The sequence below is a fragment of the Anaerosporobacter faecicola genome, from assembly GCF_012070565.1.
Taxonomy (GTDB): domain Bacteria; phylum Bacillota; class Clostridia; order Lachnospirales; family Lachnospiraceae; genus Anaerosporobacter; species Anaerosporobacter faecicola.
Map to the genome: position 1 here is coordinate 25,181 of NZ_JAAQRO010000029.1, position 14,859 is coordinate 40,039.

Here is a 14,859-nt window from a genome sequence, read left to right on the forward strand (position 1 = left end):
TTGCTATCTTGCATATTTTCAGGAATGTGTAAGTAATATACTGATTAATTTAAGGAGGAAAATCCCTTGGCTGGAAGAGAATATCCGTTAGAGAGAACCAGAAATATTGGTATTATGGCTCATATCGATGCAGGTAAAACTACATTAACAGAGCGTATCCTTTATTATACTGGTGTAAATTATAAAATCGGTGATACTCATGAAGGTACTGCAACCATGGACTGGATGGAGCAGGAGCAAGAAAGAGGTATCACAATTACTTCAGCGGCAACTACTTGTCACTGGACTTTACAAGAAAATTGTAAGAAAAAACCAGGTGCTGAAGAACATCGTATCAACATTATCGATACTCCAGGACACGTTGACTTTACTGTAGAAGTTGAACGTTCACTACGTGTACTTGATGGTGCTGTTGGTGTATTCTGTGCTAAAGGTGGAGTTGAACCACAATCTGAAAACGTATGGCGTCAGGCTGACACATACAACGTACCTAGAATGGCATTCATCAATAAGATGGATATCTTAGGTGCAAACTTCTACGGTGCAGTAGAACAAATCAAGACTAGACTTGGAAAGAATGCAATCTGTCTTCAATTACCAATTGGTAAAGAGGATGATTTCCAAGGAATCATTGATTTATTTGAAATGAAAGCATACATCTACAATGACGAAAAGGGTGAAGATATCTCTATCACTGATATCCCTGAAGACATGAAAGATGACGCTGAATTATACAGAAGTGAATTAATTGAAAAAATCTGTGAATTAGATGATGATCTAATGATGGCTTACCTTGAAGGGGAAGAACCTACTACAGAACAATTAAAAGCAGCTTTAAGAAAAGGTACTTGCGAATGTACAGCTATTCCTGTATGTTGTGGTACTGCTTATAGAAATAAAGGTGTTCAAAAATTACTTGATGCTGTTATCGAATTCATGCCTTCACCAGTTGACATTCCTTCAATTAAGGGTGTTGATGAAGATGGTAACGAAGTAGAAAGACATTCATCAGATGAAGAACCTTTCTCAGCATTAGCATTCAAGATCATGGCTGACCCATTCGTTGGTAAGCTTGCATTCTTCAGAGTTTACTCTGGTACAATGAATTCAGGTTCATATGTATTAAATGCTACTAAGAATAAAAAAGAACGTGTTGGTCGTATCCTTCAGATGCATGCCAACAAGAGAGAAGAACTTGATAAAGTTTATTCAGGAGATATCGCTGCAGCTGTTGGTTTCAAATTTACAACAACTGGTGATACAATCTGTGATGAACAACATCCAGTTATTCTTGAGTCTATGGAATTCCCAGAACCAGTTATCGAATTAGCAATCGAGCCTAAGACAAAAGCTGGTCAAGGTAAATTAGGTGAATCTTTAGCGAAACTTGCAGAAGAAGATCCAACATTCCGTGCTCATACTGATCAAGAAACTGGTCAAACAATCATCGCTGGTATGGGTGAGCTTCACCTTGAAATCATCGTAGATCGTCTTCTTCGTGAATTCAAAGTAGAAGCAAATGTAGGTGCTCCTCAAGTTGCTTACAAAGAAACATTCACTAAACCAGTTGAAGTTGATAGTAAATACGCTAAACAATCTGGTGGTCGTGGACAATACGGTCACTGTAAAGTTAAATTCGAGCCAATGGATCCTAACGGTGAAGAAACATTCAAGTTCCAATCAACAGTTGTTGGTGGTGCTATTCCTAAAGAATACATCCCTGCAGTTGGTGAAGGTATTGAAGAAGCAGCTCAAGCTGGTATCATCGCTGGTTTCCCAGTACTTGGTGTTTCAGCAACAGTATATGATGGTTCTTACCATGAAGTCGATTCAAGTGAAATGGCATTCCACATCGCTGGTTCTATGGCATTCAAAGATGCTATGAGCAAAGGTGGAGCAGTATTACTTGAGCCTATCATGAAAGTTGAAGTAACTATGCCAGAAGAATACATGGGCGATGTAATTGGTGATATCAATTCTCGTCGTGGACGTATCGAAGGTATGGAAGATATCGGTGGCGGTAAGATGGTTAAAGGTTATGTTCCACTTGCTGAGATGTTTGGTTACTCAACTGACCTTCGTTCTAAGACGCAAGGACGTGGTAACTACTCTATGTTCTTTGAAAAATATGAACAAGTTCCAAAATCAGTTCAAGAAAAAGTTATTGCTGCAAAGAGCAAATAATTTTTAAGGACAAATACTTTCTCATCTGAGGAGGTCGTATAAGATCGAATCAGATGAGAAAAAAGAAAATTAAAGCGAAAGTAAACCAAAGTCATATGACAAATTGGTGAAAACCCTATAAAATAGGAGCTTACGTAAAGTTTTTCTTGAAAATATCACTAATATGAAATATAATTAGTGATATGAGGCAATAATCTTCAATGGTTATACATTCGTAAGAAGATTATAACAAAGAGTCGGTAAAACTGGCTCTATATAGAGAATTCAGTATAGTCGCCAAGAGGCGCATATTAAAGGAGGACACTTTAAAATGGCTAAAGCTAAGTTTGAAAGAACGAAACCACATTGTAATATTGGTACTATCGGTCACGTTGACCATGGTAAAACAACTTTAACAGCTGCTATCACTAAAACTCTTTCTGAAAGAGTTGCTGGTAATGCTGCTGTAGATTTCGAAAATATTGATAAAGCTCCAGAAGAAAGAGAAAGAGGTATCACTATCTCTACTGCTCACGTTGAATATGAAACAGAAAAGAGACATTACGCTCACGTTGACTGTCCAGGACATGCCGATTACGTTAAGAACATGATCACTGGTGCAGCTCAAATGGATGGTGCTATCCTTGTAGTTGCTGCTACTGATGGTGTTATGGCTCAAACTAAAGAGCATATCTTATTATCTCGTCAGGTTGGTGTTCCTTACATCGTTGTATTCATGAACAAATGTGATATGGTTGATGATGAAGAATTACTTGAATTAGTTGAAATGGAAATCACTGAGCAATTAGCTGAGTACGATTTCAATGATTGTCCAATCATCAAAGGATCTGCTTTAAAAGCTCTTGAAGATCCAAATGGTGAATGGGGAGATAAGATCATGGAATTAATGGATGCTGTTGATAGCTTCATTCCAGATCCTCAACGTGCTACTGATCAAGCTTTCTTAATGCCAGTAGAAGATGTATTCTCAATCACTGGACGTGGTACTGTTGCTACAGGCCGTGTTGAACGTGGTGTTCTTCATGTAAATGAAGAAGTTGAAATCGTTGGTATTCATGAAGATGTTCGTAAAGTAGTTGTAACTGGTATCGAAATGTTCCGTAAACTTCTTGATGAAGCTCAAGCTGGTGATAACATCGGTGCTCTTCTTCGTGGTGTTCAAAGAACTGAAATCGAAAGAGGTCAAGTTCTTGTTAAACCAGGTTCAGTAACTTGCCACAAGAAATTTACAGCTCAAGTTTACGTATTAACTAAAGACGAAGGTGGACGTCATAAACCATTCTTCAACAACTACAGACCACAGTTCTACTTCAGAACAACTGACGTAACTGGTGTTATCGAATTACCAGCAGGTACTGAAATGTGTATGCCTGGTGATAACGTAGAAATCACTGTAGAATTAATTCACCCAATCGCTATGGAACAAGGTTTATCATTCGCTATCCGTGAAGGTGGACGTACTGTAGGATCTGGTAAGGTTGCTACAATCATCGAATAATTAATATTGTTATTATATAGCAATTATAAATTTTCCCCGGAGACTAAGGTCTCTGGGGATTTTTTATATACTAGGAAAGCCCTCTGACATTTCTAGTGTATAACCTTCCGTAGGCTGCGCACTTGCTCATAAGGTAGATGCCAGCTGAAGCTGACTGTGTTCAGAGCTAAGAACAAAGTGTGCCAACACTGACAAAATCTGTAGTATACGATATATTGCAAGTGGAGGAAGTGAACATGAATAGGGATATGATCTATAAGAATGCTGTAGAAATTGCAAAAGTGTTATGTAAACAAAAGATTACAATAGGGGATCATGTAATTGATGCCACCATGGGAAATGGAAATGATACTGCTTTTTTCTGTAGTCTTGTTGGAGAAAGAGGAAAAGTATATGCATTTGATATTCAGGAACAGGCAGTTGCAGTGACAAAAAGCAAATTAGAGGAACTACATTATCTAGACCGTGTTGAATTGCATTTAAGGAGCCATGACCAAATGGATGAGGTTGTGAAGGAGAAGGTTCAGGCAATCATGTTTAATCTGGGATATTTACCAAAAGGAGACCATCGTATTGTGACAAAACCGGAAACCTCACTTGCTGCTCTACAAAAGAGCTTAGAATTAATAGCGGTAAATGGAATTATAATTATAATTCTATATCCTGGACATGAGAGTGGTAAGAAAGAAAAAGAATTGATTTTGAATTATGTAAAGGACTTGCCACAAAAGGAATTTAGTGTAAGCCACCTGTCATTTTGCAATCAAATAAACAATCCTCCAGAATGTATATGTATAGAAAAGATTGGATTAACATCTCGCTAGAACGGATATGCATTATACATGGGATAAGAATGTAATACATGGTAATCTGATGTAGAAAAGAAAAAGTTAGTGTAGTCAAATAAAAAAATCTTAACCAAATCTTCTATACTGTATTGAGTTACAGCATAGAATGATAATCTGGTTAAGATTTTTTATTTCCTTAATCTGATAAGGTTAAGCATTGTACTTTCGAAGTAAACATACGCCAACAATGTCAGGACCAGTGTAGGTACCAATTGTCGTCCCAAGAATAAAAATTGGATGTTCTATTGTTTTGTGAATAACCGCAGGAAGTTTGTCGCGTAAAACAGAGGCATCTTCCATATTTGTACCGGTAATTACACAAAATTCAAAATCCTCATAACGTAGATTTTGACTGCTGAAATATTCAGAGAGCATGTCAGAGATCTTATCAATTGCTTTTTTAAAGCCTCTAACTTTACCATAAGGTGCTAATTCTCCATCTTCAAGAACAATCAGAGGTTTCAAGTTCAATAAGCTTCCAGCTAAGGCAGATACTTTACCAATACGTCCGCCCTTCTTGAGGTATTCAAGAGTGCCGAGCGTTAACATAACACGACCGGTTTCTCGTAACTCTAATAATTTAGCAGCATTATCAGACAAGGAATAACCAGCTTGCTGCATTTTACCTGCTTCAATTAATAAAAGTCCTTGAGCACCAGTACATAAAATGGAATCAATGACTTCAATCTGGCTGTCAGGATACTTCTCCATTATGATTGATTTGGCAGTCATTGCAGATTGATGGGAACCACTAAATTTTAATGTTATATTTAAGCAAAGAACATCAAAACCATTTTTGATTGCTTCTTCGAATTTATCACAATAATCTTCTACAGAAGGAAGAGATGTTTTGGGATATACACTCTCAGTTGTTAATCGGTGATAAAAATCAGCTTTTGTGATCTCAACATTTTCTTTTTGATAAGTAACTTGATCAAAGGAAACATAGAATGGTATGGTTGAGATTTGGTACTGATCTAATAATTCTTGCGTCAAATCACAGGAACTATCGCTAAATATCTTGTATGGTTTCATATAATCCTCCACTAATACTTCTTATCTATTGACATAGTGTTTCAAGAAAATCTGCATCACGTACAAGCAGATACTAGCTATTATATCATAGAATTATAAAAATGTAATTAACTTTATTAACATTAAATAAAGATAACAATGTTGTTTATTACTGGTGGTAAAATATACACTTATAAAAAATGAAGGATTACAGAGAATATGAGTGTAGAAGGAATGATAAAAGATTCAAAAGAATATTCATTTTACCTTTACAAGGAGTGAAATTTGGAGAATCTATAAACATGAGTTTGGAGGTAGAAACTATGTCATTTACAGATCAAGGAGAACTCCCGGTAGGATTTGGTATGTCACTGGCGCTGGATATGAAAGCTATGTCTAATTTTTCTGCACTTACAGATCGTAAAAAAGAAGAACTCGTTAACTATATTAAGAATTCTACAACAGGATATGAAGCAAAAGAGCGAATTGTTGAGGTTGTAAACCGTTTACACAACGATACGTATTTTTAAAGAATCAAATATTTGAAGGTAGGAGGCAGCAATTATAGATAATCCTGTGCTATGATTGCTGCCAAACTGGCACTGTTAATAATTTGATAATTGGCATTTTACAAGTAGCCAGAAAGTGAGTATACTACAGAAAATACATATTTTGATTTGAGGGTGAAAAGTAAGATTTGTCCTTACTTACACAGAATCAAAGGTCTTGAATAGCATGTTTACTGAAAGTATAAAACAATTGAACGGCTAAAAGGAAAGAAAGGAAGAATATTATGGAGAGAAAAAGTATGACAACTAAATTAGCACAAGCAGCGTTATTAGCAGCGTTGTGTTACATAGGATTTCAATTTTTTAAGTTTGATATTCCCGTAGGAACAGAAAAAACAGCAATACATTTTGGTAATACATTCTGTGTATTAGGTGCTCTTTTATTAGGAGGTGTATGGGGAGGCTTAGCAGGTGCCGTGGGAATGACCATTGCAGATCTGACTTCTGACTATGTTACATATGCACCTAAAACATTTCTATTAAAATTGTGTATTGGTTTAATCGTTGGGTTGGTAGCACATAAGATTGCGAAGATTAGTGAAGAGCACAAGAAAGAATATCTTATGAAATGGACGATACTTGCATCAGCAGCGGGAATGGTATTTAATATTATTGCAGATCCTATTGTTGGATATTTTTATAAAAGATATTTGCTTGGTATGCAAGCAGACTTAGCAGAGACACTTGCTAAGATAACGGCGATTGCAACCGTGGTTAATGCATTAACATCGGTCGCGTTTGCCACAATCTTGTATCTGGCACTCCGACCAGTAATGATTAAGTCAAATCTATTTTTGAGAGTTGATAAAAAGAACGCATAGTGGAAGACAATAAAGAAGATATATACAAGAGGAGATATAAAAGAAGAAATAAAAGAAAATATAAATGTTAATAAAAAGAAAATAAAAAACCGATAAAACACTATGTACTGGGTAAACTAAGTAGGTAGTGTTTTTTATATCCATTCATTTTACCGCAAAGTTTTACAGATGTATAGAAATGGAGATGAGAAAAAGTTTACATTGTTTCTCTTATAAACAGAAGGTAAAGTAATAGGAATACAATAAAATAAGATAAATCTATAATTTTTGATAGGATACTGAAGAAAATTGTAGAAATTGAAAAATTCCTTTGATTTAATTATATAATGCGTATATAATAAGAATGAGAATGTTTAATTAGTTGAATAATGGAAAAAATTAGATGACAACTGTAAGATAAATAGAAATAAAACGGAGTAGTTTGAAAGGAGATTTATATGTTGGGCAGTGATATTGGTATTGATTTGGGAACAGCAAGTGTACTAGTCTACATCAAAGGAAAAGGTGTTGTATTGAAGGAGCCTTCAGTTGTGGCATTCGATAGAGATACGAATAAGATCAAAGCAATTGGTGAAGAGGCAAGATTAATGTTAGGTAGAACGCCTGGTAACATTGTAGCAGTTCGTCCTTTAAGACAGGGCGTTATCTCTGATTATACAGTAACAGAGAAGATGTTAAAGTATTTTATTCAAAAAGCAGTTGGTAAACAACGTTTTAGAAAACCAAGAATCAGCGTATGTGTACCTAGTCAGGTAACAGAAGTTGAGAAAAAGGCAGTAGAAGATGCAACGTACCAAGCTGGTGCAAGAGATGTTGCAATTATAGAAGAACCAATTGCAGCAGCAATCGGCGCAGGAATTGATATTGCAAGACCATGTGGTAACATGATCGTAGATATCGGTGGTGGTACAACCGATATAGCAGTAATCTCTTTAGGTGGTACAGTAGTAAGTACTTCAATTAAGATTGCTGGTGATGATTTCGACGAAGCAATCGTTCGCTATATGCGTAAGAAACATAATTTATTGATTGGTGAAAGAACAGCGGAAGATATTAAGATTAAGATTGGATCTGCTTATAGAAGACCAGAAGTTGCTACATTAGATGTACGTGGACGTAACTTAGTAACTGGTTTACCAAAAACAATTACAGTGACTTCTGATGAAACAGAGGAAGCATTAAAAGAAACAACTTCACAAATTGTAGAAGCAGTGCACAGTGTTTTAGAGAAGACTCCACCTGAATTAGCAGCAGATATCGCTGATCGTGGTATTGTATTAACTGGTGGTGGATGTTTATTATATGGATTAGAGCAATTAATTGAAGAAAAGACGGGAATCAATACGATGACAGCAGAAGAACCAATGACAGCTGTAGCAATTGGTACAGGTAAATTCGTTGAATTCTTAAGTGGTAAGAGAGAATAGAAGGATACAAGGACAGAAAGAGAAACTCGCGAAGCGTGTTTCTCTTCGTTCACTTTATGAGAAATAGATAATTTGCACTATAAAGGTTTACGAAAAAAAAGACGAAATATAGGATAAGGAGTAGTGTCAATAGTGACCTATAGATTATGGTAGGAGGTATTAAGTTTGGTTAGAGGTTTATATACTGCTTATACAGGAATGATCAATGAGCAGAAACGATTAGATACAATCAGTAATAACTTAGCCAATGCAGCTACAATTGGTTATAAGAAAGAAAATGTTACAAGCCAAGCATTTGAAGAAGCATTAACAATAAAGATTAATGATGGTTCTGAAGCCTATGCAAATCGTCCTATTGGTACGATGAGCCTAGGAGTACGATTAGGTGAATACTATACAGATTATACACAAGGTTCATTCCGAGAAACTGGTAATACATATGATCTGGCAATAGAAGGTGATGGATTCTTCACCGTATCTGTAACAGACAAGTATGGTAATGAACATATTAAGTATACAAGAGATGGATCATTTAAGATGACACAAGATGGATACGTGGTAGATGCTTATGGAAACCATTTGCAAGGAGACGGTGGAGATATTCAAATTCCAACGGATGCACAAGAGGTTACGATTGGTGTAGATGGTTCGATTTACGCAGATCGTCAGTATGTTGGAAAGGTAACGATTACTGATTTTGAGGATTATAATTTCCTTGAAAAATCAGGAGACAATTACTATAGTCCAGTAGACGGTGCAATAACAAAAGAATCTACAAGTATCATTCGTCAAGGTTATACAGAACAATCCAATGTAAATGTAATCTCTGAGATGGTTAGTTTGATCAATATAACGAGAGCTTATGAAGCTGGTCAAAAGGTTATTAAGACACAGGATCAATTACTTGATCAGACAGTAAATCAAGTAGGAAAAGTATAAGTTCATAATTAAGATAGAGTATATAATGATTAGAAAGAGGTGTTTATTATGATGCGTTCTTTGTGGACAGCTTCATCAGGTATGATTTCGCAACAGACAAATGTTGATACAATCGCCAATAACTTAGCCAATGTTAATACCGTTGGATATAAGAAAGAATCTGCAGAATTTAAGACATTGTTATATCAAACAATTCAAGAGAAAACAACCGATAACAATGGTAATCCAAAGCCGACTTCCGCACAAGTTGGTTTAGGTGTTCGAAACTCAGCAATTTCTACGTATTATACACAAGGACCTTTACAGGAAACTGGTAATACATATGATTTTGCAATTCAAGGCTCTGGATTCTTCATGATTCAGATGCCAGATGGTTCTGTAGGTTACACAAGAAGTGGTTCCTTTAATCTCTCTATGGGAAGTGAAGGAATGGTACTTGCTACTTCAAGTGGTAATCCTGTATTAGATGTTAATGGAAATAAGATTGTATTCGGTAAAGAATATGATCCAGCGAAATTAACAGTAGATGCTAACGGAAACTTCTGTTATCCAGATGAAAAAAACAATGCACAGCCAATTGATATAACCATTGGTGTTGCACAGTTCAACAACCCAGCAGGTTTATTAAAGTCTTCTGATAGTATTGTAAAAGAAACGGCTGCATCAGGCGAAGCAGTTTGGGGTGTGAATGCTTTAGCAAATGCCAATGTAACCATTAAACAAGGATATGTGGAAGGATCAAATGTACAGACTGCAGATGAAATGGTTAATTTGATCGTTGCACAAAGAGCATATGAGATGAATTCTAAGATTATCACAGCATCCGATGAGATGTTACAACAAGCAAATAATCTAAGATAGTAGATCTGATAAGGCAGGTGTAGAGAATGAGTTCATCAATTGATTCTTTAGCTGCATATACAAGTACGATGTCAGAAATCAATCGACAGAATACCCAAGCAACGCAGTTAAAAGATAAATTAAGCAATACAAGTACAGAAACGGCTACAGATTCTGAATTAATGGATGTGTGTAAGGATTTTGAAGCATATTTGGTAGAACAGGTATTCAAATCAATGAAGACGAGCATGGTACCAGAAAGCGAAGATGATAACAACGAATACATGCAGTATTTTGGTGATACGATCTATAAGGAATATGCAGAGAATCTTAGTGAAACTGGTGAATTAGGAATTGCACAGATGTTATACGAATCGATGAAACGGCAACAATAATAAAAGAGAGGCTATTGTTTACAACTACGGTTGTGATAATAGCCTTTTTTATGTACTAGGGTTTGGGTGTCAAAAGCCCTTATTTATTTTGAGGTCCGTCAATTTGCACAATTTAAGTTTGTCTACATGTAATACAGGATATCGTTCACTCCGGGTACGCTCAGTTAATAACGAAACGATATACGTATGGGAGGGAGCGCATTATAGAAGCGAAAGGGACACGAAATAAAATAGGAAGTGTACAAGTCTTGCAGGGTTGATTGATACTAGGTATAATGAAAGTAATGATTGATTAATTTGGAGGAAATGGTTTTGGCTGAAACATTACAAGGGTATGTAGAGAAAATTGTATATCGTAACCAGGAGAATGGATATACCGTTCTAAGTCTAACAGGAGAAGAGGATGACATAACTTGTGTGGGAAGCTTCCCGTTTATTAATGAAGGAGAATATGTCCAATTAGAGGGGAATTATATTTCTCATCAGATTTATGGAGAACAATTTCAAGTCCAAAGTTATGAAATTAAGGAACCGGAAGATATGATGTCAATGGAACGGTATCTGGGGTCAGGTGCAATCAAAGGAATTGGAGTTGCCCTTGCGGCAAGAATCATTCGGAAGTTCAAGGAAGATACCTTTCGGATTATTGAGCAGGAACCAGAACGACTAGCTGAGGTTAAAGGAATTAGTGTATCCAAGGCCCAGGAGATTGCGACACAATTCGAAGATAAAAAAGAATTACGAGATGCCATGTTATTCTTACAGAAATATGGAATAACCAATAATTTGGCTGTTAAAATCTATAAACAGTATGGAAGTCGAATGTACGATGTAATTCGAGATAACCCATATAAATTAGCGGACGACATTAGCGGAGTCGGGTTTCGTATTGCAGATGAAATTGCATCGAAAGTTGGAATTACTGGGGATGCAGAATATAGAATCAAAGCTGGCGTGCTCTATGTTCTTCAACAGGCTGCTCAGAATGGAAATGTCTATCTTCCAATGGAAATACTAGTTGCAAAAACAGCGCAGATTCTTATTATAGAACCAGACAAAATCGAAGATCACATAATGGATATGATGATTGATAAGCGGGTAATCATTCAAGAAGTACAACAGAAAAAGGTGGTGTACAATACATTTTATTACTATAGTGAATTGAATGTTGCTCGTATGCTACATGATCTGAATGAACAATATGATATTGCCATACCAGAGCTTGAAAAGAGAATTAGAAAGATTGAACAGCAGGAGAAAATTGAATTAGATGAAATGCAACGAGATGCAGTGGTAGAGGCTGTTCGAAATGGTGTTCTTATTATTACAGGAGGTCCGGGAACAGGTAAGACGACTACGATTAATACTATTATCAAATTCTTTGAGGCAGAGGGATTAGACTTCTTATTGGCTGCTCCTACAGGACGTGCTGCTAAGCGTATGAGTGAAACAACAGGATATGAAGCTCAAACCATTCATCGGTTATTAGAATTATCTGGAGCACCGGATGATTCCAATACAAGGCTGAATTTTGAAAGAAATGAAGAAAACCCATTAGAAGCAGATGCCATTATCATTGATGAGATGTCTATGGTGGATATTAGTCTAATGTTGGCGTTACTCCGTGCAATTACTGTGGGAACGCGCATAATTTTAGTGGGGGATGTCAACCAGTTACCATCAGTTGGACCAGGTAACGTATTAAAAGATATAATAACCTCCAACGCATTTCATGTTGTAAAGTTGAATAAGATTTTCCGTCAAGCAACAGAGAGTGACATTATTGTAAATGCACATAAGATCAACCGTGGTGATACGATAATGTTAGATAATAAAAGTAAAGATTTCTTTATGTTAAAAAGAGATGATGTTACAGTGATCATTCAAGTAATGCTCACGTTAATCAAGTATAAGATGCCGAAGTATGTCAATGCGCGACCTTATGATATTCAGGTATTAACGCCAATGAGAAAAGGAGAATTGGGAGTAGAAAAGCTTAATCTAGTATTGCAGAAGTATCTTAATCCAGCAGAGACAGGGAAAAGAGAAAAAGAGATAGCAGGAAGGATTTTTCGAGAAGGCGACAAGGTAATGCAGATCAAGAACAACTACCAGATGGAATGGGAATGCAAAAGCCAATTTGGACTCTCTTTTGAAAAGGGAATGGGCGTATTTAATGGAGATACAGGTATTATTAAGGAGATTAATTTATTCTCAGAGATTATAACAGTAGTATTTGATGAGATTCGTTATGTAGAGTATTCCTTCCAACAAGTAGACGAGTTGGAACTTGCGTATGCCATCACCATTCATAAATCACAGGGTAGCGAATACCCAGCAGTAATCATACCATTGTTGTCTGGTCCTAAGATGCTGCTACATCGAAATCTGCTATATACTGCTGTAACTCGTGCTAGAAGTTGTGTTACAATTGTGGGAAGCAGTAAACTAGTACAGACAATGATTGATAATGTAAGCGAGCAGGAACGATTTACCAGCCTAGATGACAGATTAAGAGAAATTAACAAGTAGGTAATTAGTAACAATTGGAGTAGAAAACAGTAGAAAATATTGTAATTTGAGTAATTTAATGATGCATTCTCTTGCCATATGTTGTATAATGACGATATAGTATGATACATGGTAGAAGGGGAGAGAGACGATTCAGTTCTTTAATTTATTATATCCCAGAAGGTGTCCAGTTTGTGGAAAGATAGTGACGCCACGTCAACAGCTGGTATGCCAAGAATGCAAAAGAACGTTTCAAGTAATACAGGAGCCTCGTTGTATGAAATGTGGGAAACCATTGGAAGTTGAGGAGCAGGAGTATTGCTTTGATTGTAGTAAGAATGTCTTTCAGTATACCAAGGGATATGCACTATGGGTTTATGATCGGAATGTTAAAAAATCAATTGCAGAATTTAAGTTTCATAATCGGCGGGAGTACTGTGAGTATTATGTAGAAGAACTAATTCGCTTTTATGAGTCTAAGATTTTGGCATTGGCGCCACAGGTTTTGATACCAGTGCCCTTACATCGATCGAAACTCCAAGAAAGAGGGTTTAATCAAGCAGCTTTATTAGCATTGGGATTAGGCAGGACACTTGGTATTCCTGTGGTAGAAAATTACTTATTACGACATCAGAAAACGAAAGCACAAAAGAGATTAAATGATAAAGAAAGAGTAATAAATCTTACAGATGCATTTGCTGTTAATCCAAAGTATCAGAATGTCAACTATAGTAATGTAATGTTGGTGGATGATATCTATACTACAGGAAGTACGATAGATGCGTGTGCCAAAGTTTTATTACAAAAAAGTACAAAAGAAGTGTATTTTATAAGTTTAGCTATTGGAAAAGGTTATTAGGAGGAAAGGACATGGACGTAAGAAATTGTAAGGACTGTGGTAAGTTATTTAATTATATCGGAGGAGTACCTTTATGCCCAACATGTGTTAAAAAATTGGACGACAAATTTGTACAAGTAAAAGAATACATTTATGATCATCCAAAGGCAGGGGTACAAGAAGTATCTGAAGAAAATGATGTTACTCCAGGACAAATACGTAAATGGATACGTGAGGAACGATTGGCATTTGCTGAAGATTCACCAATTGGACTTGCATGTGAATCCTGTGGAGCTCTTATTAAAACAGGACGTTTCTGTAAACAATGTAAAGATAAAATAGCAAATAACCTTGGTAATCTATATAAAGATAAAGTACAGGAACCACAAAAGCGGAAAGATTTCCATGATCGAGCAAAGATGCGTTTCTTGGATAACTAAGAATTATTATAGGTAGGGGGGACTTGTAATGAATCAAACCACATGGGACATTGGCAAGTTGTTCACCGACAAATACAAAGAAGTTACAGCAAGGTTGTCTTGCATCGATCTTGAAGAGGTATCTCCTTTCGAAATGAAAGAAGACTGTATATTTGGAAAAGTAGAGACGAAGCCAAACGCGCCATATAATTTGGTTTTGTTTTGCGATATGTCGGGGGAACTAGCAAAACAGATTGTTAGTCGCATGAGTAATGGCACGGTTAATTCACCGGAAGATGTAATTATATATATAAGGGAATATATAAATATAGCAAGTGGCAGAGCAGTATCAACTATTAATAATTACGTTGGTAAATCTGCTAGATTTAATGTACCTGAGGTACAGGAAGAAAAATTGTTAGTGGAAGATGTTGAAGGATATGAAAGTTATGCGAGTGCTTTTTTAAAGAGTGAATACGGGGAAATGATCTTGAAAGTTGCATATACGATTGATGGTAGCTTAAATTAGCAGAACGTGTATAACTTAAGAGGAGGT

At 36.2% G+C, this 14,859-nt stretch carries 14 protein-coding genes and 1 pseudogene; 14 read left to right on the forward strand and 1 reads right to left on the reverse strand.

Annotation, left to right across the window (positions count from 1 at the left end; all coding sequences use genetic code 11):
- Window positions 1-66 precede the first annotated feature (66 nt).
- The 3 genes from fusA (at window position 67) to HBB17_RS12300 (ending at window position 4,506) form a co-directional block, all read left to right on the forward strand.
- Window positions 67-2,184 carry an elongation factor G gene (fusA, locus tag HBB17_RS12290; RefSeq protein WP_167957799.1) on the forward strand — a complete coding sequence of 706 codons (2,118 nt, stop codon included), beginning with the start codon at window positions 67-69 and terminating at the stop codon, window positions 2,182-2,184.
- 310 nt (window positions 2,185-2,494) lie between these two features.
- The gene (gene tuf / locus HBB17_RS12295) at window positions 2,495-3,682 is read left to right on the forward strand and encodes an elongation factor Tu (protein WP_167957800.1); all 1,188 of its coding nucleotides are present in this window, start codon (window positions 2,495-2,497) and stop codon (window positions 3,680-3,682) included.
- Window positions 3,683-3,918: 236 nt separating this feature from the next.
- On the forward strand, window positions 3,919-4,506 hold the full coding sequence (locus HBB17_RS12300; RefSeq protein WP_167957801.1) for a class I SAM-dependent methyltransferase: 588 nt from the start codon (window positions 3,919-3,921) through the stop codon (window positions 4,504-4,506).
- Window positions 4,507-4,680: 174 nt separating this feature from the next.
- On the opposite strand, the gene HBB17_RS12305 is transcribed toward HBB17_RS12300, so the two are convergent.
- Window positions 4,681-5,565 carry a DegV family protein gene (locus tag HBB17_RS12305; protein WP_167957802.1) on the reverse strand — a complete coding sequence of 295 codons (885 nt, stop codon included), beginning with the start codon at window positions 5,563-5,565 and terminating at the stop codon, window positions 4,681-4,683.
- A 302-nt stretch (window positions 5,566-5,867) separates the two neighbouring features.
- On the opposite strand from HBB17_RS12305, the gene HBB17_RS12310 reads away from it, so the two are divergent.
- The 11 genes and pseudogenes from HBB17_RS12310 to HBB17_RS12355 all read left to right on the forward strand — a co-directional run bounded on the left by HBB17_RS12310 (window position 5,868) and on the right by HBB17_RS12355 (window position 14,832).
- Window positions 5,868-6,074, forward strand: coding sequence for a hypothetical protein (locus tag HBB17_RS12310; RefSeq protein WP_167957803.1), 207 nt, complete (start codon window positions 5,868-5,870; stop codon window positions 6,072-6,074).
- Between the two features lie 263 nt (window positions 6,075-6,337).
- Window positions 6,338-6,934 (forward strand): ECF transporter S component, encoded by a 597-nt coding sequence (locus HBB17_RS12315; protein ID WP_167957804.1) that lies wholly within the window; start codon window positions 6,338-6,340, stop codon window positions 6,932-6,934.
- 437 nt (window positions 6,935-7,371) lie between these two features.
- Entirely contained in the window at window positions 7,372-8,361 is a 990-nt protein-coding gene (gene mreB, locus HBB17_RS12320) for a rod shape-determining protein (RefSeq protein ID WP_167957805.1), read from the forward strand.
- A gap of 165 nt (window positions 8,362-8,526) precedes the next feature.
- Window positions 8,527-9,300, forward strand: a complete 774-nt coding sequence (locus HBB17_RS12325) for a flagellar hook-basal body protein (protein ID WP_167957806.1) — start codon at window positions 8,527-8,529, stop codon at window positions 9,298-9,300.
- Window positions 9,301-9,348: 48 nt separating this feature from the next.
- Window positions 9,349-10,161, forward strand: a complete 813-nt coding sequence (locus tag HBB17_RS12330) for a flagellar hook-basal body protein (RefSeq protein ID WP_167957807.1) — start codon at window positions 9,349-9,351, stop codon at window positions 10,159-10,161.
- 26 nt (window positions 10,162-10,187) lie between these two features.
- The gene (locus HBB17_RS12335; RefSeq protein WP_167957808.1) at window positions 10,188-10,535 is read left to right on the forward strand and encodes a rod-binding protein; all 348 of its coding nucleotides are present in this window, start codon (window positions 10,188-10,190) and stop codon (window positions 10,533-10,535) included.
- 312 nt (window positions 10,536-10,847) lie between these two features.
- The gene (recD2, locus tag HBB17_RS12340; RefSeq protein ID WP_330588223.1) at window positions 10,848-13,067 is read left to right on the forward strand and encodes an SF1B family DNA helicase RecD2; all 2,220 of its coding nucleotides are present in this window, start codon (window positions 10,848-10,850) and stop codon (window positions 13,065-13,067) included.
- Window positions 13,068-13,251: 184 nt separating this feature from the next.
- A pseudogene (locus tag HBB17_RS20800) lies at window positions 13,252-13,320 on the forward strand (hypothetical protein); the annotation flags it as partial.
- 3 nt (window positions 13,321-13,323) lie between these two features.
- Entirely contained in the window at window positions 13,324-13,905 is a 582-nt protein-coding gene (locus tag HBB17_RS12345) for a ComF family protein (protein ID WP_167957810.1), read from the forward strand.
- Between the two features lie 11 nt (window positions 13,906-13,916).
- The gene (locus HBB17_RS12350) at window positions 13,917-14,324 is read left to right on the forward strand and encodes a flagellar protein (RefSeq protein WP_167957811.1); all 408 of its coding nucleotides are present in this window, start codon (window positions 13,917-13,919) and stop codon (window positions 14,322-14,324) included.
- Between the two features lie 28 nt (window positions 14,325-14,352).
- Window positions 14,353-14,832, forward strand: coding sequence for a chemotaxis protein CheX (locus HBB17_RS12355; protein WP_167957812.1), 480 nt, complete (start codon window positions 14,353-14,355; stop codon window positions 14,830-14,832).
- Window positions 14,833-14,859: the final 27 nt, after the last annotated feature.